Annotated in this window: 21 protein-coding genes; 5 read left to right on the forward strand and 16 right to left on the reverse strand. The window is 73.2% G+C overall.

The window, feature by feature from the left end:
* The 4 genes from ACFE8Y_RS11985 to ACFE8Y_RS12000 all read right to left on the reverse strand — a co-directional run.
* On the reverse strand, positions 1–370 hold a 370-nt coding region (locus ACFE8Y_RS11985; RefSeq protein ID WP_375464609.1), incomplete at its 3' end, for a thiol-disulfide oxidoreductase DCC family protein.
* 212 nt (positions 371–582) lie between these two features.
* Positions 583–915, reverse strand: a complete 333-nt coding sequence (locus ACFE8Y_RS11990) for a DUF2934 domain-containing protein (RefSeq protein ID WP_375464610.1) — start codon at positions 913–915, stop codon at positions 583–585.
* Between the two features lie 495 nt (positions 916–1,410).
* Entirely contained in the window at positions 1,411–1,812 is a 402-nt protein-coding gene (locus tag ACFE8Y_RS11995; protein WP_375464611.1) for a hypothetical protein, read from the reverse strand.
* Complete coding sequence (locus ACFE8Y_RS12000; protein ID WP_375464612.1) at positions 1,809–2,195, reverse strand: hypothetical protein; 387 nt, start codon at positions 2,193–2,195, stop codon at positions 1,809–1,811. Before ACFE8Y_RS12000 ends, ACFE8Y_RS11995 begins: the two co-directional genes overlap by 4 nt.
* Positions 2,196–2,416: 221 nt before the next feature.
* On the opposite strand from ACFE8Y_RS12000, the gene ACFE8Y_RS12005 reads away from it, so the two are divergent.
* Positions 2,417–2,557 (forward strand): hypothetical protein, encoded by a 141-nt coding sequence (locus tag ACFE8Y_RS12005; RefSeq protein ID WP_375464613.1) that lies wholly within the window; start codon positions 2,417–2,419, stop codon positions 2,555–2,557.
* 20 nt (positions 2,558–2,577) lie between these two features.
* Here the strand turns inward: ACFE8Y_RS12005 and ACFE8Y_RS12010 are convergent, their stop codons facing one another.
* The 7 genes from ACFE8Y_RS12010 to ACFE8Y_RS12040 all read right to left on the reverse strand — a co-directional run bounded on the left by ACFE8Y_RS12010 (position 2,578) and on the right by ACFE8Y_RS12040 (position 8,767).
* Positions 2,578–3,939 (reverse strand): NTP/NDP exchange transporter, encoded by a 1,362-nt coding sequence (locus ACFE8Y_RS12010; protein WP_375464614.1) that lies wholly within the window; start codon positions 3,937–3,939, stop codon positions 2,578–2,580.
* A 343-nt stretch (positions 3,940–4,282) separates the two neighbouring features.
* Positions 4,283–5,020, reverse strand: coding sequence for an NADPH-dependent F420 reductase (locus tag ACFE8Y_RS12015; RefSeq protein WP_375464615.1), 738 nt, complete (start codon positions 5,018–5,020; stop codon positions 4,283–4,285).
* Entirely contained in the window at positions 5,010–5,915 is a 906-nt protein-coding gene (locus ACFE8Y_RS12020; protein WP_375464616.1) for an aldo/keto reductase, read from the reverse strand. The genes ACFE8Y_RS12015 and ACFE8Y_RS12020 overlap by 11 nt, the downstream gene beginning before the upstream one ends.
* A gap of 353 nt (positions 5,916–6,268) precedes the next feature.
* Positions 6,269–6,607, reverse strand: coding sequence for a hypothetical protein (locus ACFE8Y_RS12025; RefSeq protein ID WP_375464617.1), 339 nt, complete (start codon positions 6,605–6,607; stop codon positions 6,269–6,271).
* A 111-nt stretch (positions 6,608–6,718) separates the two neighbouring features.
* Positions 6,719–7,168 carry a CHRD domain-containing protein gene (locus ACFE8Y_RS12030; protein WP_375464618.1) on the reverse strand — a complete coding sequence of 150 codons (450 nt, stop codon included), beginning with the start codon at positions 7,166–7,168 and terminating at the stop codon, positions 6,719–6,721.
* Between the two features lie 120 nt (positions 7,169–7,288).
* Positions 7,289–7,711 (reverse strand): helix-turn-helix domain-containing protein, encoded by a 423-nt coding sequence (locus ACFE8Y_RS12035; RefSeq protein WP_375464619.1) that lies wholly within the window; start codon positions 7,709–7,711, stop codon positions 7,289–7,291.
* A 441-nt stretch (positions 7,712–8,152) separates the two neighbouring features.
* Positions 8,153–8,767, reverse strand: a complete 615-nt coding sequence (locus tag ACFE8Y_RS12040; RefSeq protein ID WP_375464620.1) for a thermonuclease family protein — start codon at positions 8,765–8,767, stop codon at positions 8,153–8,155.
* Positions 8,768–8,924: 157 nt separating this feature from the next.
* On the opposite strand from ACFE8Y_RS12040, the gene ACFE8Y_RS12045 reads away from it, so the two are divergent.
* From ACFE8Y_RS12045 to ACFE8Y_RS12055, 3 genes are read left to right on the forward strand one after another with little or no spacing between them, the layout of a single operon-like run.
* Positions 8,925–9,239: a PepSY domain-containing protein gene (locus tag ACFE8Y_RS12045; protein ID WP_375464621.1), complete on the forward strand. Its 315-nt coding sequence runs from the start codon at positions 8,925–8,927 to the stop codon at positions 9,237–9,239.
* Between the two features lie 24 nt (positions 9,240–9,263).
* Positions 9,264–9,950 carry a response regulator transcription factor gene (locus ACFE8Y_RS12050; RefSeq protein WP_375464622.1) on the forward strand — a complete coding sequence of 229 codons (687 nt, stop codon included), beginning with the start codon at positions 9,264–9,266 and terminating at the stop codon, positions 9,948–9,950.
* Positions 9,947–11,290 (forward strand): ATP-binding protein, encoded by a 1,344-nt coding sequence (locus tag ACFE8Y_RS12055; protein ID WP_375464623.1) that lies wholly within the window; start codon positions 9,947–9,949, stop codon positions 11,288–11,290. The genes ACFE8Y_RS12050 and ACFE8Y_RS12055 overlap by 4 nt, the downstream gene beginning before the upstream one ends.
* Before the next feature lie 195 nt (positions 11,291–11,485).
* On the opposite strand, the gene ACFE8Y_RS12060 is transcribed toward ACFE8Y_RS12055, so the two are convergent.
* From ACFE8Y_RS12060 to mutL, 3 genes are all read right to left on the reverse strand, one after another.
* Positions 11,486–12,793, reverse strand: coding sequence for a Gfo/Idh/MocA family protein (locus tag ACFE8Y_RS12060; protein WP_375464624.1), 1,308 nt, complete (start codon positions 12,791–12,793; stop codon positions 11,486–11,488).
* A gap of 269 nt (positions 12,794–13,062) precedes the next feature.
* Complete coding sequence (locus tag ACFE8Y_RS12065; protein WP_375464625.1) at positions 13,063–14,364, reverse strand: aminotransferase class I/II-fold pyridoxal phosphate-dependent enzyme; 1,302 nt, start codon at positions 14,362–14,364, stop codon at positions 13,063–13,065.
* A gap of 97 nt (positions 14,365–14,461) precedes the next feature.
* Complete coding sequence (mutL, locus tag ACFE8Y_RS12070; RefSeq protein WP_375464626.1) at positions 14,462–16,387, reverse strand: DNA mismatch repair endonuclease MutL; 1,926 nt, start codon at positions 16,385–16,387, stop codon at positions 14,462–14,464.
* A 177-nt stretch (positions 16,388–16,564) separates the two neighbouring features.
* On the opposite strand from mutL, the gene ACFE8Y_RS12075 reads away from it, so the two are divergent.
* Complete coding sequence (locus tag ACFE8Y_RS12075; RefSeq protein WP_375464627.1) at positions 16,565–18,358, forward strand: outer membrane beta-barrel protein; 1,794 nt, start codon at positions 16,565–16,567, stop codon at positions 18,356–18,358.
* 10 nt (positions 18,359–18,368) lie between these two features.
* On the opposite strand, the gene ACFE8Y_RS12080 is transcribed toward ACFE8Y_RS12075, so the two are convergent.
* A complete protein-coding gene (locus ACFE8Y_RS12080) occupies positions 18,369–18,953 on the reverse strand; it encodes an AprI/Inh family metalloprotease inhibitor (protein ID WP_375464628.1) in 585 nt (194 codons plus the stop codon).
* 164 nt (positions 18,954–19,117) lie between these two features.
* Positions 19,118–19,867, reverse strand: a 750-nt coding sequence (locus tag ACFE8Y_RS12085; protein WP_375464629.1) for a succinate dehydrogenase iron-sulfur subunit, incomplete at its 5' end; no start/stop codon positions are given.

Genomic DNA, 19,867 nt, shown 5'->3' on the forward strand with positions numbered 1-19,867 from the left:
CGTCGTACAGGGCGCCCTGCCAGCGTTCGGGCAGGACCCGCAGCACCGCCGCCGCCGACCAGGGCGGCCCGAGCCGCTCCGCCATGCGGATCGAGCCTTCGAGCTTGAACCAGGCGCGGCCGCCGTCCAGCAGGATGTTCGTCTCGAAATCCTCGGTGTCCAGGCCGTAATGGGCATACAGCGCCCGCCCGAGCGGGGCCTGCGCCGGCAGCAGCCTGAACTGGCCGAGGGGATCACGCCGGATCACGAACCGGGCCCAGCCCGAGCACAGGGCGCAGTGGCCGTCGAAGACGATGATCGGCTTGTCGTCCGGGAAGGCCGGAACGTTCGGGTCCCGCCGATAGCTGAACGCGTCCCCATCCTGGGTCATGCCGAATCCGCCGTTCGTCCGAGGGGCGGAGCCGCTTGTAACGGAATTTCCGTGCGCCGCCGCGTGCCGTCGCGGGCGGCCTCTGCCGACGCGAGATTCGGCCGCCTCGGCAGCGTCGCATGCGGAAGGGCCGTCCACCGGACGCGGAAACGGCGAGAGCCCGTCCCTCGATCGAGGGACGGGCTCTCGCAGAGGTTGCGATGCACCTGATCTCAGTGCACGGCGGCAGCCGATGCCGGGGTGCGGGTGGCCTTCGCCTTCGCGAGGCCGGCGGTCGCCGCGGCCTTCGGCGCGGACTTGGCCGCCGGCTTGGCGCTGACCTCGGCGGCGTTCGCCGCGACGGCGGCCTTCGCGGCGCGGGCCACCTTCGGCTTCAACACCTTGGCCGGGCTCGGGGCGAGGCTTGCCTCGGGCGCCACCGCCTGCACCATGACGATCTCGGCCTCAGCGCGCAGCCAGTGGGCGTCGGCCCGGCCGTTCACGCAGCCCTCGTCTTCCCAGATGTAGTAGGCGCGCTCGCGCACCCGATGCTCGATGAGGTCCATGCCTGATCTCCCGTTGCGGTCCCGAAGGCAACGATGAAAGCGCATGGTTAAAGCGGGGTTAACGGGATTTCGTGCTGCGGCGGCCCGACCGTCAGGGACGACGGGACGCCGGCCGTACGTGGCGCCGGTGGCCGCCCACGAACCCTGGCGGTCGAGGCGTCGGACACGACCGGCACGGCGATGTCACCCGCCCCCGTCAGCGCTTCCGCGGCCATACGGTGCGCCTCGGACCGCGCGGGGACGCCGCCCGGCCGACAGCCTGAGGAGCCGCAGTCCGATCCCCTGCCAGGATGCGCAGCCCGCGGCGCGGCGTCCATCCCGAGCCGCCACGAGCCGAGCATCACCACGCCGCGCGGAGGCCGGCGAGCGGCGCCGGGGCTGGAGCCGTTCCCGATCCAGTTGGATCGCGAAGCAGCGCTGGCCCCTCGTTGACGCGCTTTCCTGCGACGAACCGGCAACCGCTTCGTCGGAGAGCGCTCCAGGCGCGCCCGATGCTCAATCGAAGCTGCGGCCCTTCGCGGCGGACCCGCCGAGGCTGATCTTCTTCGGCCCACCCCCGAGGCTGACCTTCTTCGCGCCGGGCGCGAGGGCGGCCGGCGCCGGGGCTGCGGGCTTGGCCGGCAGGTGCGCCTGCCCGTGGATCACCGAGCCGACCTCGCCGGCGGCCCGGATCAGGTCCTCGCGCGCGCAGGCGCGGGCCACCTGGAGGCCGAGCTGGTGCATGTGGCTCTTGCCGTAGAGGTAGGCGGCGAGCTGCGCCCGCTTGAGCGGCGGAATGCGCTCCACGATCTCGGGGAAATCGTACGCGTCGGCCCGGTACACCGCGCCGAGGAGTTCGAGGGAGACGGGGCAGGCCGCATCGGGCTCGGCGCCGCTGGTGGGATGGGCTTGGGTCATGGATCACCTCGGGTTGGCGGCGGATCGCCGATGGCAGGGACGGCACCGGCCGCGGTGCCGTCGGATGGCAGTCCGATCGCCGCCTGCGCGCCGGCCGGCAGCATGGGCCGCACCGGCGACGCCGGCGGCCCGAGGCATCCGGTGCAGACCGAGGCGATGGCCCAGCGCGCACGCACGGCGCTGCGCACCCACACCGTCTCCCGCGCGGCATGGGCTGCCCGGGCGACCTCCGCGTCGGAGAGACCATCTCGGCCGATCGCGCCGGGGGCGGCGTCCGACGGTCGGATACGCAGGAAGAGCGGCTCCTGCGCCGATGCGCCGTAAACGACGGGGCCGACCAGGACCAGACCCATCAGGATCGCGCGCGTGCGGCGGCCGGACATCCGCGTCATCGTCGCCCGCTCCTTCCCCACGATCCCTGCGTTGCGGGGGCCGTTCAGCGGAGCCTCGGAGCATCATGGTTAATTGCGGCTTAACGATTGCGCCGCGGGCCGGTTGCCGCGTGGCGGGACATGGCAGCCCTGAGATCGACGGACCTGAGAAACCTTGACCGCTCGTTAACTCCGGCCCGTCAGCCTCGGCCGTCCGAGCGGAGGGCTGTTCCATGACGATCCCCGGACTTGTCGCGTGGCTGAGCCCCGGCGTCGTCGTGTGCGCGCTGATCGGCACGGCATGCCTCGCCGGCCGTGCGTTCGCCGCCCGCGCCCCGGACCCGCAGCCGATCCGGGTGCCCGCCCGCCGCTGAGCTCCGCCCGTGCGGCGATGTCAGATCCCGTCGCCGTGGCCGGACGGCGCGGCCGATGCCTCGGCCTGCCGCCGCTCCTGCGCGCGCCCGAGCCACAGGCTGTTGGCGAGCCACGCGGCCGAGAGCGGCACGGCCACCAGCGCCACCGAGGCGGAGCCGAGGCCGAGCGCCGCGATCCCGGCAAACGACCACGCCCCGACCTGATCGCCCAAGCGATACACCACCGTGTCGATGAAGCTCTTGGCCTTGTAGCGGTCCTCCCGCGGCACCACCGTGAACAGCACCTCGCGGATCGGCCGGCTGATCGCGAAGTTGCCGGCCCGCCGCAGCACCTGGAAGCCGACGATCGCGGCGATCGTCGGCGAGGCGGCCAGCGCGGCAAAGCCGAGGATGCTCAGCGCCGGCAGGATCGCCAGCGTCAGCCCGACACCGATCCGGCCGACGATGCGGCCCGTGAGGAAGACCTGCACGCCCAGCGTCAGCACGTTCACGGCGAGGTCGACGCTGGCGAAGAACGCGGTCTGCGCCGCCCTGTCGGGGAAGCTGCGCTTGGCGATGCCCGCCTGCTCGAAGTACAGGAAGGTCGAGGTGACCGAGAACAGGAGCAGGAACAGGCTGATGTTGAGGAGGTAGGGCGAGGCGAAGGTGCGGGTGATGCCGGCGAACACGCTGCCGCCGATCACCTGACCGGTGCCCTGCTCGGGACCTTGCCCGGTTCCTGCCGACGGGGCCTGCCGAAGGCGCTCCGAGAGGCGGGCGAGCCCGCGCATGCTGAACACGGCGCATTCCAGCAGCGCCACGGCGCAGAGCATCAGGCCCCAGGTGGGCACGTTCTTGGCGAGCAGCGCCGTGGTGGCCGAGCCGGCGATGGCGCCGAGCGTCGCCCCGGCCGCGATGAAGCCGAACAGGCGCTTGCCTTGGCTCGTCGAGAACACGTCGACGATGGTCGCCCAGAAGATCGAGACCACGAACAGGTTGAAGATCGACAGCCAGACGAAGAACGCCCGCCCGATCCACACGTCCCAGTCCGGCGGGGCGAGGTAGAGCGCCAGCGCGAACAGCAGGATGTTGGCGGCGAAGAACCGGTAGGTGAGCGGCACGAAGCGGGCGCGCGGCATCTGCTTGACCAGCCACGCGAAGGGCAGGTTGAGCGCGAGCATCCCGAGGAGCGTGGCCGTGAACAGCCAGGGCAGGTTCTCGATGCCGCCCGCCACGCCCATCTGGTCGCGGATCGGGCGCAGGACGTAGTAGGCGGCCAGGATCGAGAAGATGTAGGCCCAGGACCACGCCAGCGCCGGCCCCTCCCCCGGGCGGACGTCGATCAGGCGTGCGAAGGGGTTTGGGGAGAACGCCGCCCCCGCCGGCATCGCGGCCGGCGTCATCGAGCCTTCGGCCCGGCCGCAGGTCCTCTCTTCCGTTCGGAAACTATCGTTTCCTCACATCGGGCGGGGACGAGCACCGCGCCCTCCCTCCCCCCTCCGCGGGGGAGGGTGGCCCCCGTCAGGGGGCCGGGAGAGGGGTAGCGCGATGGTGCGGGGTGCAGGCCGCCGCGCGACCTGTCCGGACGCGGCGTTCCCCTCTCCCGACCCCTGCTGACGCAGGGGCCACCCTCCCCTGCAGAGGGGGGAGGGAGGGCGCGCGTGGCAGACATCCTCGTGTCAATCCGCAAGCAAACGGGAGAAGGAGCCCGGTGATGCGGACGCGAGCGACGCGAAAGCGCTGCCGTCACTGCGTCAGCCCGAGCATCTTGCGCAGCTCCGGCGCGGTCTGGTCGTGCCCGAAGCCGGGCGATCCCATGGCGAACCTGCCCGCGTCCTTGAGCGGGCCCACCACCACCGGATCGAAGCCCGCATCCGTCACGAGGCCCTCGGCCACCCTGAGCGCGCCCGCGTCGTCGCCCGCGATCGGGATCGCCATGCGCCCGCCCGCCCGGTCGGCCCCGCCGTTGGCGCCCTCCTTGGCGAAGATCTTGTAGTTGGCCGCATTGAACGCCCGCACCAGTCGGGCGCCGGGGAAGTACTTCTCCGAGGTCGCGCCGATGCCGTCGGCCTGGACCTCGTCGTAGAGTTCGCCGTCGCGGGCCTTGGTGGCGTTGCCGGCATCCAGCACGACCTTGCCCTTCAGCGCGGCGGCGTGAGCTTTCGACAGCTCCGGGTAGGCCTTGTAGGGCACGGCGACGAACACCGCGTCGCCGAAGGCAATCGCCTCCTCCGGCGTGCCGGCCCTGGCCTTGCTCCCTAAGCCCTCGACCATGGCCTTCAGGGTCTCGGGATGGCGGGAGGAGAACATCACCTCGTGCCCGTCCTTGACCCAGAGGGTGCCGAGGGTGCCGCCGATGTTGCCGGAGCCGATCACCCCGATCCGAATTTTCTTAAGGGTCTCCTGCGCACCGGCAGGCACGCTCAGCAGAACCGCGCCGGCGACGAGGAGGGCGCGGCGGGAGATCGCGAAATCAGAGCGCATCGATGAAGGTCTCCATCTGTTTCCGCTCGCCCGTGTCGGGCAGGCGCCCGCGCGCGGCGGCGAGGTTGTCCTCGACGTAGGCGACCTTCGCCATGCCGGGGATCGGGCAGGTCACGGCCGGGTGGCCGAGGACGTACTTCAGGAAGAATTGCGGCCACGTCGCGCAGCCGAACGCCTTGGCGAAGTCGGGCACCGCCCGGCCCTGCACCGCCTTGAACAGCCTGTCGCGCCCGAACGGCACGTTGACCATCACCGCCATGCCGCGCTCGGCGGCCAGCGGCAGGATGCGGGCGGCCGCCTCGCGGTTGTCGATGGCGTAGTTGACCTGGACGACGTCAAGGGCCTCCCGCTTCATCACCGCCTCCAGGCCGTCGAGCTGCCCGTCGCGCCAGACCGTGACCCCGACGTAGCGGATTCGCCCCTTCGACTTCAGGTCGCGCAACGTGGCGAGATTCTCGGCCGCATCGATGAGGTTGTGCACCGCCAGGAGATCGATGGTCCTGACCTTCATCCGCACGAGCGAGCGCTCGAATTCGGCCAGCGTCGCCGCGCGGCCCTGCGTGTCCACCTTGCTCGCGAGGAACACCGTCTCGCGCAGGCCGGTGTCCGAGAGGATGTGCCCGAGCACGTCCTCGGCGGTGCCGTAGCTCGGGGCGGTGTCGATCACCGAGCCGCCCAGCGCGACGAAGCGCTCCACCGCCGCCTTCAGGGGCGCGATCGCGTCGGGCACGGGCTCGACCTCGTAGCGGCGCGAGGTGCCGATGCCGACGACCGGCAGCATCTCGCCCGAGGACGGGATCGGACGGCGGATCAGGTCGGTCTCGGCCGATCCGAGGCGGGCGGCCAGCGGCACGGCGCCGGCGGCGGCAAGGAGGGCGCGTCGGGATACGGGCATCGCCTGAGTCTCCGTGGCGGTTCTGGTGGGTGCCGCCTTCCAAGTATAGGGTGCGCCCGGCCGAAGGGGGGCGGTATACCGCGTTGCCGATGAAATCCGTCACGGTCGTGGAGGGCACTTCTCGACTTGGCTCTTCAGACGCGCGCCGGTTCCCTCCCGCCTCTGCGCGGGAGGGTGACCCGGAGCCGGATTCCTTCCGCGTCGCCGTAAAGCTCGGGCTGGGGCGCCGGTTTCCTATTCCCGATCGCTTACGGATACGCGCACTTCACCGGACCGATTCCGGTCGCCCGCCCGAGAACGGCCCCCCGCCGCGTTGGCCCGCGTGACCGCATGTCTTCCGGAGGAGCGTGACCTCAATCCTCCTCCGGCGGCTCCTCGAATTCGGCGCCCTCGGTGTCGGGTGCGATGCGGAAGCGGTACTCGTCGATGGCCAGGAATGCCCGGTGGACGGCCTGCGGGTCGAGCCCGTCGCGCACCACGAGCGTCTGGAAGTCGATGAACAGCCGGGCGATGCGGGCCTCCTCCGACAGAGTCTTGAGGCCGGAGAAGACAGCGCCCGCCGTCATCATGTAGCGTCCGGTTGCCCCGGTCGTATCAGGATAGGTCAGCACCGCAACCTGCCCAGCCGTCTCCGGTTTCATGTCCGCCCACCGCACGGGCGTCCAGACGACGATCGCCTCCGACTGCTTCACGGGCCAACCTCCGCCATCCGCTCACGATGAAGCGGAGTACAGAAGCGGGCGTTCCGCGAGAAGGACTCCCGCCGGAACGATGGTCCGGCGGCCAGGTCGTCGGAGAATGTCCTACGGCGCGCGCATCACCTGCCCGCGGATCTCGCCCTTCGGGTTCGCGGCGGTGTGGATGTTGAAGTAGAGCTTGCCGGCAGCCAGATCGGCGGCCTTGGTCTCGTCGATCGTGGCCGAGCCCTCGAACGGGCTCGCGGTGGCGGTCACCGGGATCAGCACGCCGGCATTGTCGCCGGTGCCTGCGGGGCCATGGAAGTGCGCCGCCGTCGCCGGGCCGGTCAGCCCGCCGTAGGTGCCCTTCCAGGTGAGCGTCCTGCTCGCCGGATCGTAGGTCACCGAGACCTCGCCGGTGCCCTTGGTATCGTTGGCGGGCACCTCGCTCGCGCCCTTCATCTCGGCCTTGTAGAGCATGCCCTCGGCGGCGGCCGAGGCCCCGGAGACCGTGACGGGCAGCGCGAAGGCGGCGAGCGCGAGCGCGGCGAGGCCGCACTGGATGGCACGGATCATCGAATCCTCCCATGTTGGGCGAGCCCGACATGGGCCGCGCGGGAGAAGATAGGCGGATCGGGCCCACCGGCGACCACGTTGCGCGGCCCGACGCCGGACGGCACACTGCCGGGTTGGGGTTCAACCCGCGTCCGAGGTCCCCGACGCCCCGGTCGCCGATGCGAGCCGGGCCGCCGACTTGACCAGCGTGAGCACGTCGCGCCGCATCTGCGGATCGGCGATCGCGCCGTAGGCTTTCAGGAGATCGACGGCGCCGGGAAGGCCGAGGAAGGGCGGGGCGGCCCCGTCCGACGGACCCGTCCCATCGGCCTCGACCTCGAAGAAGGTCGAGACCGGAACGCCGAGATGGTCGGCGATCGTCCGGAGCCGGCCGGCTCCGACGCGGTTGCGGCCCTTCTCGTACTTCTGGACCTGCTGGAAGCTCACCCCGAGCGCCTGCCCGAGGGCGGTCTGGCTGATGCCCCGCGCCGCCCGCAGCAGCGCGATGCGGCTGCCGACACCGTGGTCGGCATCGGTAGGCTTCTTCTGCTCCGCGTTCGTCATGATGAGGCTGTGCCCTGCAAACGTTGCCGGGCGCAGCCGCCCGAAGCCTCTGACGTAATCGATTGAATACAAAATTCAATCAGGAGATGCATTGTGTGCAAGGAAATCCATGTTCTGATGGCAATCCTGCCACGCTTCCACCGCATGGCACCCTCGTCCGTCCGGCCCGCTTCGCCACCATCCTCCGCCCGAAGCCGCTGCAATCCCTCGAATTCGCAATCCTTCGAATTCACAGGGCTTTGAACGTGCGAAATTCGTGCGCCGGAGCGTCGCCCGGTCCGTGCACGGTCGACCATGCCGGCCCCCTCCCCTGAGCGACCGGATCACGGATCGGGAAGAACAGCGTGTTGAGCACCGGCGCGGCAGCAGCGCATCGTCGCCCCGGCGTCGCACAGACCCGAGGCTGCGGCTCGCCTCGGGGTGCGACCTCCATCCGCGTCGTCACGAACCGGACGCGGTAACGGACCGCGTCGTCCGCCGCCAATCCGCGGGCGGCTGGAACACGCCGGACCAGAGGCCGAGGCGACCACCCCAGGCCCGGTCCTCGCTGCCGGCGTAGTCCGGCGCGACGCGCCGGTCCGCGACGGCGAGGCCCCGGGCGACCATCCAGGCGCCGAGGTCGGCACCGCCGACGCGGCACACGGCGAGCGTGCCCGAGGCGTCGTCCGGTCCGCGCCGCTCGCAGGTGACGGGGTCGCGCCCGAGCCGCGCGGCGAGCGCGCGGGCGGCGTCCCGGCCGCAGGCGTAGTCCCGCTCGTCGCCGTCGAAGCAGGTCTGTCCGGCATCCGGCGCGTCGATGCCGTAGAGCCGGACCCGGAGGGTGCCGACGGCCAGGGTGTTGCCGTCGATCACCGAGGCTCGGCCCGCGATGGGGTCGGCAGCCCGCGCGGTCGGCGCGCAGCAGAGCGCCGCGAGCAGGGCCGGGGCGACCGGGCCGGCCGCCATGATCCCCGCGCGGACGGATCGTCCGGCCCGGTTCGCGGGAGCGGGGGGACAGAGCACGGTGCCGGCGACGCAGGCGGCGCCCGCCAGCAGGGTTCCGAGGATCAGGGACATTGGCTTGCGCCTCGCGATGGGACAGGGATGAGGTTCGTGGTTCGCTCGCGGCACCGTCCGGCCCGCGTGCCCCGCCTTCTCACCCATCCCGCCCCCGGCCCCCTGACGGGCATCGTCAGCGTCCCGTCAGGCAGATCCCGTAGGATGCGCGACCGCGATGCCCCGAGCGCCGGCCTTTCTCGCTCTGCTCCTCCTGCCGGTCCTGGCCGGCGCGCTGCCCGCCCCGGTTCGGGCAGACGGCGATCAGGACCGCGCCCGCGCGGCGCTGGAGCGCGGCGAGATCCGCCCCCTCGACGAGGTGCTGCGCGCCGTCCGGGCCCTGGTGCCGGGCGATGTCGTGGCCCTCGACCTCGAGCGCGAGGAGGGCCGCTGGCGCTACAAGCTCAAGATCCTCACGCCGGCCGGCAAGCGGCGCGCCGTGAAGGTCGATGCCGCCTCGCTGAAGCTCCTCGACGGGGACGACGATGACTGATCCGGTCCCGGCGCGGGGGGCAGCGTGCGCATCCTGATCGTCGAGGACGAGCCGCGGATCGCGGCCGACGTGAAGCGGGGCCTGGAGCACGCCGGCTACGTCGCGGACGTGGTCGGCGACGGCGAGGCGGCGTGGTTCCAGGCCGAGGTCGAGACCTACGACGCGATGGTGCTCGACCTCGGCCTCCCCCGCCTCGACGGCCTCAGCGTCCTGCGCCGCCTGCGCGCGGCCGAGATCGTCCTGCCGGTGCTGATCCTCACTGCCCGCGACGGCTGGCGCGAGCGCGTCGAGGGCATCGACGCGGGCGCGGACGACTACCTGCAAAAGCCCTTCCGCATGGAGGAACTGCTCGCGCGCCTGCGCGCGATCCTGCGCCGGAGCGCCGGCCACGCCTCACCCGTCCTGAGGGCCGGCGCGGTCGAGCTCGACACGCGCACCCGCGCCGTCAGCGTCGCGGGCCGGCCGATGAACCTGACGGCCCTGGAGTATCGCCTGCTCGCGTTCCTGCTGCACCGGCAGGGGCAGGTCGTGGCGCCGGGCGACCTCCTCGACCACCTCTACGACACCGGCAGCGACCGCGAGGCGAACGCTCTCGAAGCCCTGCTGACGCGGCTGCGGCGCAAGCTCGGCGCGCCGGTGATCGAGACCCGCCGCGGCCACGGCTACCTCGTCCCGAAGGACGGCCTGGATGTCGGGGACGCGGACGCGTGAGGTCCCTGCGCCTGCGCCTGAGCCTCGCCGCCGCCGGCCTGATCGTTCTGGCGCTGGCGCTGGCGGGCGCGGGCCTCACCCTGATCTTCGATCGGGTGCTCGATGCCCGCACCGCCGAGGATCTGGACCGGACCGCGAAGTTCCTCGGCGGGCAGGTCGGGATCGCGCCCGACGGCAGCCTGACCCTGCAGCGCGAGCCCCCCGACCCGCGCTTCGCCACGCCCTACGGCGGGCTCTACTGGCAGGTCGCCGCGGACGGGCGGTCCCTGCGCTCGCGCTCGCTCTGGGACAAGGCGCTCGGGCCGACGCCGGCCGCGGCGGAGCCGGGACGGCCTTGGGTCGGCGACCTGCCCGGCCCGGACGGCGGGCGGCTCGTCGCGGCGGCGCGTCGGATCGAGATCGAGGTGCGCGGCGCCGCCGTGCCGGTGAGCGCCGTCGTCGCGGAGGACCGCCGCGACCTCGCCGCGAGCCGGGCGACGTACCTGCGTCTGCTCGTGCCCTCGCTCGCGGCCCTCGGGCTGGTGCTGACGCTGGCGATGTGGGTCTTCGTCCATCGCGCGCTCGGCCCCTTCCGGACGCTCCGCGCGGAGCTCGGCGCCGTCCACGCGGGGCGGCGGACGCGGCTGCCGGAGCACTTCCCGGAGGAGGTGCAGCCCTTGGTCGACGACCTGAACCGCCTCATCGCCGCGCAGGCGCGCTCCCTCCAGCGGGCGCGGGCGCGGGCCGGGGACATGGCCCACGGCCTCAAGACGCCGCTCGCGGTCCTGGCGGCGCTCGCCCGCCGCACGCAGGCCGCCGAGCCCGGCCTCGCGGCGGAGATCGAGGCGCAGGCGCTCGCGATGGGGCGGCAGGTCGAGCGGACGCTCGCCCGCGCCCGCATCGTCGCCGGGGGCGACCTGCGCCGCCGCGGCTGCCGGGTCGCACCCGTAGTCGATCGCCTCGTTGCGACGATGCGGCGCCTGCCGGAGGGCGACTCGCTGGCCTGGGAGGTCGCGGTGCCGGACGCCCTCGCCTATCCCGGCGAGGAGGGCGACCTGACCGAACTCCTCGGCAACCTCCTCGACAACGCCCGCAAGTGGGCCCACCGCCGCGTCGCGGTGACGGGAGCGGTGACGGCGTCCGGCTCCGTCCTGCGCATCGCGGACGACGGCCCCGGCATGAGCGCGACCGCGATCGGCCAGATCGCCCGCGGCCGGCGTTGGGACGAGACCAAGCCGGGGACCGGCTTCGGCATCGCGATCGCCCGCGACATCGCCGAGGAGACGGGAGCCACGCTGCACTTTTCCCGCTCGGAGGCGGAGGGCCTGCGCGTCGACATCGCGTGGACGGCCAGGGCCTGACGGCACCGACGTTCCGCGGCAGGGATCGAGGCCCTGGAGCGGCGTCCGACGAAACCGTCATCGGTTCGTCGCGAGACGGCGTGCCATGACAAGGGTCTAAAGCTACTTCGGGCGGGGTGGCCGGTTGGTGCGGAGACCCCGCGATCCCGGGGGAAACAGGGCCGTGCCGATCGGCCCGCGCGAACCGGCACGGCCCTACTCCGCCTCGTCGAGCTCGGGCCCGCGGGTCGCGTCGAGCCCGCTCGCCCCGGGCGGAGGGGCAACCTTGACCGGGGCGCCGGTGCGCGCGGCCTCGTAGATCGCTTCCATCAGCACCTGATCCTGGAGGCCCTCCTCCCCCGGCGTGCGGGGGCGGCGGTTCTCCTGGATGCAGCGGGCGAAGTGGTCCACCTCCAGGGCGAACTGGTTCTTGGCCGAGAGCACCCGCTCCTCGCGGGCGAGGGCCTTGCCGTCGCGGTGGGTCACGGTGAGGCGCTGGCCGACGTAGGCGAAGGCGTTCGCCAAGTCGATGTCGGCGCCGGCCGCGTGCACGCTCAGCCGGCGCGATTCATGGACGCCGTAGCTCGTCATGCACTGGGCCATGACGCCGGAGGGAAAGCGCAGGGTGAAGCTCACGCTCTCCTCGACCTCGCGGAACTTCGGGTCGTCGGGCGGCGAATGCACCTGCGCCTGGATCAGGTCGGGCTCCTCGCCGAGCAGCGCGCGCACGCCGTTGAGGCAGTACAGGCCGATGTCGGGCAGCGCGCCGCCGCCGGCGAGCGCCCGCTTCAGGCGCCACTGCTCGGGCAGGCCCGTGGTCTGGCCGTTGAAGGCCTGGATCAGCCGCGGCCTGCCGAACTCGCCCGAGCGCGCGAGCCGCGTCACCGCGCGGTTGTAGGGCTCGTACTGGCAGCGATAGGCGATCATCAGCCGGACGCCCGCCCGCTCGCAGGCGGCGATCATCTCGCGGGCCTCCACTGACGAGGCCGCCATCGGCTTCTCGCACAGCACGTGCTTGCCCGCGCCCGCCGCCGCCGCGACGTTCTCCCGATGCACGGCGTTCGGGGTGACGACGTAGACCGCCTGGATCTCGGTGTTCGCCTTGAGCTTGTCCCAGTCCCCGTAGCCGTACACCGCGCCCTCCGCGACCCCGTACTGCTGCGCCACGAGCTTGGCCTTCTCGGGCGATCCCGACATCAGCGCGACGAGGCGGGCGCGCTTGGCCTCTCCGAACGCCGGCAGGATCTCGTCGAGGCTGAGGCGCCCGAGCCCGACGACGCAGTAGCCGACGCGCCTGCCCGGCGGCTGCGGCGCGGGGGTCGGGGCCGGCGGCCTGTCCCCGTTCCCCCGCCAGTTCGGGAACTGGATGCGCCCGCCCTGGACCGCGCCGGTATCGGCCGGGACCGTGGGCCCGGGGGCGCCCGCCGCCTCGACGCGCATCGCCCCGGCGAGCGCCGCGCCGGTGACGGTGGCGCCCCCCGCCCGCAGGAGGGTGCGCCGGGAGAGCCGGATGTCGTCTGCCATGAACGCCTTTGCCGTCGACGGGGGAATCCCGGGAACGACGGGCCGGACGGCCCGGTTCCGGACTTAGCCGGGGGGACCCGCGCGAACCGGTCCCCACGCCGCCCGACGATGCCTCGGGGCCGACGCGCTGCCTCGCGACGCGGCGCCTCCTTCGTCGGACAGCGCCCTTGGAGCATCTTCCATGATCTTCGGATCACGAAAGATGCTCTAACTCCTTTGTGGTCGCATTCTCTTCACGCGAGCCGGAATCCACCTCGCTGGAAGATGCTCTAAGCGTTCGGCCCCGGCTCGTGGCGCCCGGCCCGCTCCGCCTCGATCGCGGCGCGCAGGATGCACAGGGCGATGCCCTCGGCGGCCGCGCGCACCTCGGCGAGGCTCGGATAGGACGGGGCGAGGCGCAGCGTCGCGTCGCGCGGGTCGTTCCCGTAGGGGAAGGTCGCGCCGGCCGGCGTCAGCCCGATCCCGGCCTCGGCCGCGAGCGCGACGATCCGCTCGGCGGTGCCGATCCCGGCATCCACGCTCACGAAGTAGCCGCCCTCCGGCCGGCTCCACGACACCGCGGTGCCGGACAGGTGCCGGTCGAGCGCCTCGGTCACCGCGGCGAATTTCGGGGCGAGCAGGTCGCGCTGGCGCCCCATGTGCGCGCGCAATCCGGCCTCGTCGCGCAGGAAGCGCAGGTGCCGGAGCTGGTTGAGCTTGTCCGGCCCGATGGTGCGCCTGCCCGCCCGCGCGAGGTACCAGCGCACGTTGTCGACCGAGCCCGCGAAGAAGGCGAGCCCGGCGCCGGCCAGCGTGATCTTCGAGGTCGAGGCGAAGACGAAGGCTCGGTCCGGGTGGCCGGCCGCCGCGCAGGCCGGGAGGATGTCGGGCACCGCGTGGTGCGTCCCCGTCAGGTGGTGGACGGCGTAGGCGTTGTCCCAGAACAGGCGGAAATCGGGCGCGCCGGTCCGCATCGCGGCAAGGCGCCGGACGGTCTCCGCGGAGTAGATCTCGCCGGACGGGTTCGCGTACTTCGGCACGCACCACAGGCCCTTCACGGTGGGGTCGGCCGCCAGCGCCTCGACCACCTCCAGGTCCGGCCCGTCCGGCGTCATCGGCACCGGCAGCATGCGCAGGCCGAATTCCTCGCACAGCGCGAAGTGCCGGTCGTAGCCCGGCACCGGGCAGAGGAAGGCGGGCGCCTCCTCCCGCGACCACGGCCGCTCGGAGCCCGGCACGCCCTTCAGCATCGCCCAGACGATGCAGTCGTGCATCACGGCTAGGCTCGAGTTTTCGGCGACCACCACCTGCTCGGGGCCCGCGCCGAGCAGCGGCCCGGCAAACAGCGCGCGGACCTCGGGCAGGCCCTGGAGGCCGCCGTAGTTGCGCGCGTCCTCGCCGGACGCCGTGGTGTGGTCGCCGCTGCCCGGCAGCGCGAGCAGGCCGGCGGCGAGGTCGAGCTGCTCGGGCGACGGCTTCCCGCGGGTCATGTCGAGCGTGAGCCCGCGGGCGCGGAACGCGTCGTAGGCCACGCTCGCCCGCGCGTAGCGGTCGGCGAGGTCGTGGGCGGAGAGGTCTGCGAGTGCGGTCATCGAAGGCGCCGGGTTGATCCGCCCACCGCATAGGCCGATCCGAGGCCGCGCGCACGCGATAAGGCGCGCGAACACCCGCGAGGCGCGCGGGCCGCGCTCAGCGCCGGCCGAACAGGCGCTCGATGTCGCCGCGCTTCAGGGCGACGTAGGTCGGGCGGCCGTGGTTGCACTGTCCGGAGTTCGGCGTCGCCTCCATGGCGCGGAGCAGCGCGTTCATCTCCTCGGGGCGCAGGCGCCGGCCGGCGCGGATCGAGCCGTGGCAGCTCATCCGCGAGAGCACCGCGTCGAGGCGGCGCCCGAGGGGTCCGTCCTCCAGGGCGCCGGCCCCGCCCTCCTCCACGCCGCTGTCGTCCAGCGCATCGAGGATGTCGGCCACGAGCGCGCGCACCGACGCGCCGGCGAGCGCCGCCGGCACCGCGCGCACCAGCACCGCGCCGGGGCCGAAGGCTTCGAGCGTCAGGCCGAGCCGGTCGAGGTCGGGCGCGGCCGCCGCCAGCCGCTCGGCTGCCTCGGGCGCCATCTCGACGACGTCGGGGATCAAGAGGCCCTGGCGCAGGATGCCGCCCTGGGCGCGCTCCGCCTTCATCCGTTCGTAGACGAGGCGCTCGTGCGCGGCGTGCTGGTCGACGATCACCACCCCGTCGCGGGTCTGGGCGACGATGTAGGTCTCGTGCAACTGCGCCCGCGCGGCGCCGAGGGGATGGTCGAGGGCGTCGTCGGCGGGGGTGTCCCCGCCGCGCAGGTCGGCGGCGGGCGGTGCGAGGTCGTCCCGCTCCAGCAGCGCCTGCGCCGCCTCGCCGAAGCCCGGCGCCGGGCCGTCCCAGCCCGCGGCCGGCCGGCGGAAGCCGGACGGCGCCGCGACGGACGGCGTGCCGGCCGGGAATCCCCGGCGCGCGGCGGCAAACAGGCTCGGGGCCGCCGCGCCGGTGTGCTGCGCGAGCGGTAGGCTCCCTGCGGGCCGCAGCGCCTCCAGGGTGCGGGCGGCGACGCCCGTCGAGGCGCGCCCGCCGCCGCGGCGCAGGGCCTCATGGATCGCGCTGACCACGAGCGCCCGCACGAGGCTGGGATCGCGGAACCGCACCTCGGTCTTGGCCGGGTGGACGTTGACGTCGACGAGGCCCGGATCGCAGGCGATGGCGAGCCCCAGCATCGGGTGGCGGTCGGCGCGCAGGGTGTCGGCGTAGGCGCCGCGCACCGCGCCGAGCAGCAGCCGGTCGCGCACCGGGCGGCCGTTGACCGTGAAGTGGATGTGGGTGGACGCGCCCCGGTGGAAGGTCGGCAGGCCGACGTGGCCCGACAGCGAGAACCCCTCGCGCGCCATCGCCACGGGAAGCGCGTTGGCGGGAAAGTCCGCGCCCAGCACCTGCGCGAGGCGGGCGAGGCCCGGCGCCGCGTCGTCCGCGCCGTCCGCCGGCGCCAGCACCAGCGGGTTGCCGGCCTCGGTGCGCAGCGTGAAGCGGATCGCGGGCTGCGCCACCGCGAGGCGGCGCACGATGTCGGCCACCGCCGCGGTCTCGGCCCGGTCGGACTTGAGGAACTTGAGCCGCGCGGGCGTCGCCGCGAACAGCTCGGTGACCTCGATGCGCGTGCCCCGGGCGCCCGGCGCCGGGCGCACCTCGCCGCGGGCGCCGGCCTCGACGGTGAGCGTCGCGCCCGCCGCGGCCTCGGCCGTGCGGGTGGTGATCGCGAGCCGCGAGACCGCGCCGATCGAGGGCAGCGCCTCGCCGCGGAAGCCCAGCGAGTCGATCCGGGTCAGGTCGCCCTCCGGGAGCTTGGAGGTGGCGTGGCGCTCCACCGCGAGCATCAGGTCGTCCGGGCTCATCCCGGCGCCGTCGTCGACCACCCGGATCAGCCGGCGCCCGCCGCCCTCGATCGTCACCTCGATCGCGCGCGCGCCGGCGTCGATCGCGTTCTCGATCAGCTCCTTCACGGCGGAGGCCGGCCGCTCCACCACCTCGCCGGCCGCGATGCGGTCGACGAGGATCGGGTCGAGGCGGCGGACCGGACGGCTCAGGGTGGACATGGCCCCTCACTATAGGACCACCACCGCTGCCGATCCATCCGCCCGTGGCATGGGCGCCCCCCGGATCGTTGACGGCGCATTAACCGTGCCCGGCTAGGCTTCGTTAACCATGCGGACCGGCCCGCGGGGCGGCGTCCGTCCCGCGCGGCGCCGTGGCGGGCGGGGAGTCGGGATCCGGTGCGGAGCACGAGGGCCAAGCGGCGGAAGCGGAAGGCGGCACGCCGGTTGGCCGGCGGCCTCGCGCTGCTCGTCGGCCTGCTTCCCGGCGCGGGCGCCGCGCAGACCGCGCGCTTCGAGGCCCTGAGCCCCGTCGCCGGCCAGCCCGACAACCCCGGCATCGGTCAGGCCTCCGGCACCGACGGCCTGCCGACCCTGCGCCGCGGCCGCCTGCCGGACGCGTCCGCCCGCCCGGACAACGGCGATGTCGGCGAGGCCTCCGGCGGGGAATCCTCGGGCGGCGCCACGTCCGGCGGCGCCGGCCTGTCGGGCCCGACGGGAGCGGAATCCGGCCCCCCGATGCTCGACACCCGCGTCCGCGCGTCGGGCAGCCGCACCGGCGGGACGAGCTCGGGCGCCAACAACCGCGCGCCCACGAGCCTGCTGCGCCAGCGCGCGGCCCCGCCCCGGCGCATCGGCACGGCGACGCGCCGGATCACGCAGGAGGTGACGCAGGTCCCCGCGCCGGCGCTCCGGCTCTCGCCGGTGATCCAGACCCCCGTCGTCGGCGTCCCGCTGCCGACGGCGCTCCCGGCCGCGAGCCCGCTGCTGGGCCTCGTCACCCCGGGCACCCTGCTCGCCAACGCCCTGCGCCGGCCGCTCGCCATCGACGACGCCTACGCGCCGCTCGGGCTCAGGCTCGGCAGCGTCACGGTCCTGCCCTCCTTCACCCAGAGCCTCGGCTACGACACCAACCCGGACCAGACCACGCGGCAACTCGCCAAGGGCTCCGCGGCGCTCCGCAGCGAGGGCGAGCTGAACTTCCGCTCGGACTGGTCGGCGAGCGAGCTCGCGGGCGAGTTGCGCGCGGGCTACCTCGAGACCCCGCAGAACGAGGCGGCGAGCCGGCCCAATGCCGTCGGCACCGTGCGCCTGCGGGTCGACGCCAACCGCGACCTGCACGTCGACGCCGAGACCCGCTTCCTCGTCGACACCCAGCGGACCGGCAGCCCGAACCTCCAGGCGGCCTCCGCCACGAACCGGCCGATCATCGCCACCTACGGCACCTCGCTCGGCGCGACGCAGAGCTTCAACCGGCTCTCGGTGAGCTTGCGCGGCTCGGTCGACCGCTCGGACTTCGAGGATGCGCGATTGTCGGACGGCACGGTGATCAGCCAAGCCGACCGCAACCAGAACCAGTACTCCTTACGCCTGCGCGCGGCCTACGAGCTCTCGCCGGCGATCAGCCCGTTCGTCGAGCTCCTCGCCGACACCCGCGTCTACGATCTCCGGCGCGACTCGAACGGCCTGCGCCGCGACTCGGACGGCATCGCGGCGTCGGTCGGCGCGACCGTCAACCTGATCCGGTCCGTCACCGGCGAGATCTCGGGCGGCCTCCAGCACCGCACCTACGTCGACCCGGCGCTGCGCGACCTCGACGCGCCGATCCTCAACGCGGCGCTGGTCTGGTCGGCGAGCCCGCTCACCACCGTGCGGCTGGGCGCGCAGGCGGGCGTCACCGAGACCACGGTCGTCGGGTCGAGCGGCGTGCTCACGCAGGCGGCGACGCTCGAGGTGCAGCACGACCTCCTGCGCAACCTCTCGATCACCCTCGGCGGCGCGTACCTTCGGAACGCCTACCAGGGCTCGACGATCCGCGAGACCGGGCTCTCGGCCACCGCCCGGCTCGACTACCGCTTCAACCGCTGGCTGACGCTGCGCGGCAGCTACCTCTACCAGGAGATCACCAGCTCGGTGGCCGGATCGAGCTTTGCCGACAACACCGTCCTGCTGGGCCTGCGGGTGAACCCGTGACGCCCGCGCCTCAGCGCACCAGCGCGAGCGCGGCGCCGGACCTGGTGAGCGCGCCGTCGAGCGACCCGCCGCCCTGCCGCAGGCGGGCCGCCACCGTGCCGCCCTGCTGGTACAGGTAGACCTCGCCGTCGCGGAAATCCCAGGCGGTGACCTTGGCCAGATCCTTGTTGGGGCAGCCCGCGGCCGAGGCCTTGTAGAGGTCCAGCGCCGGCGCGCTCGACAGCGTCACCTTGCAGCTTCCCCCCGTGGCGTCCCGGGCGTCCCAGGCGCCGACGACCGACGCGCGCCCGCTCGCGACCACGGGCGGCGGAGACTGCGGGGGTGCGACCGGCTCGGCGATCACGTTGGAGGCCGGCGGTGCGAGCGCCGCCTGGGCTCCGACCGGCGGCGGCCCGTCCGGCGCGGCGGAGGCGCCCGGCGGCGGGGCGAGCGGGGCGCTGGTGACCGTGCCCGACGGCATCGCCGGCACGATGGTGTCGAGGGAGGCCTGCGGCGCCGCCCGGGTGCGGGGACCGTCGAAGCGCTGCGAGGCGCAGGCGCTCAACGTCGCGCCGAGCGCGAGCAGAGCGATCGTCGAACGGTACGGACGCGGCATTGATCCCCTTCCCCGGCGCCCGCGGGGGCACCCCTTGCTCCCGTGCGTCGGGGGCAATTGCGCTGCCCGCAAGGCGCAGGGTCGGGAAAAGCCTGGGCACCGCCGCCCGGCCGCGGCTTTCCGCGGACCTGTGGCGGGACGGCCTCAGTCGCGGATCGTACCGATCACACCGTCCGCTCGACCATCATCTTCTTGATCTCGGCGATGGCTTTGGCCGGATTCAGGCTCTTCGGGCAGGCGTTGGCGCAGTTCATGATCGTGTGGCAGCGGTAGAGCTTGAACGGATCGTGGAGCGCGTCGAGCCGGTCGCCGGTGTTCTCGTCGCGGCTGTCGATCAGCCAGCGATAGGCCTGGAGCAGGGCCGCGGGGCCTAAGAACTTCTCGCCGTTCCACCAGTAGCTCGGGCACGAGGTGGTGCAGCAGGCGCACAGGATGCACTCGTAGAGCCCGTCGAGCTTGGCCCGGTCCTGCGGGGTCTGCGGCCACTCCTTCTCGGGCGCGGGCGTGTCGGTCTGGAGCCAGGGCTCGACCGAGGCGTGCTGGGCGTAGAAGTTCGTCAGGTCCGGGACGAGGTCCTTCAGCACCGGCATGTGCGGCAGCGGGTAGATCTTCACCGCGGCCGTCTTCCGGCCCTTCGCCTGCGCTTTGCCGTGTTCCTGGCACTCGTCGATGCCCATGGTGCAGGCGAGCGCGTTCTGGCCCTCGATGTTCATGGCGCACGACCCGCAGATGCCCTCGCGGCAGGAGCGGCGGAACACCAGCGTCGAGTCGACCCGGTTCTTGATCCACAGGAGCGCGTCGAGCACCATCGGTCCGCAATCGTCCCGATCGACCTGATAAGTGTCGATCCGCGGGTTCTCCCCGTCGTCCGGGTTCCAGCGGTAGACGCGGAACTCCTTGAGGTTCCTGGCGCC

This window comes from uncultured Methylobacterium sp. (assembly GCF_964242245.1).
Classification (GTDB): Bacteria; Pseudomonadota; Alphaproteobacteria; order Rhizobiales; family Beijerinckiaceae; genus Methylobacterium.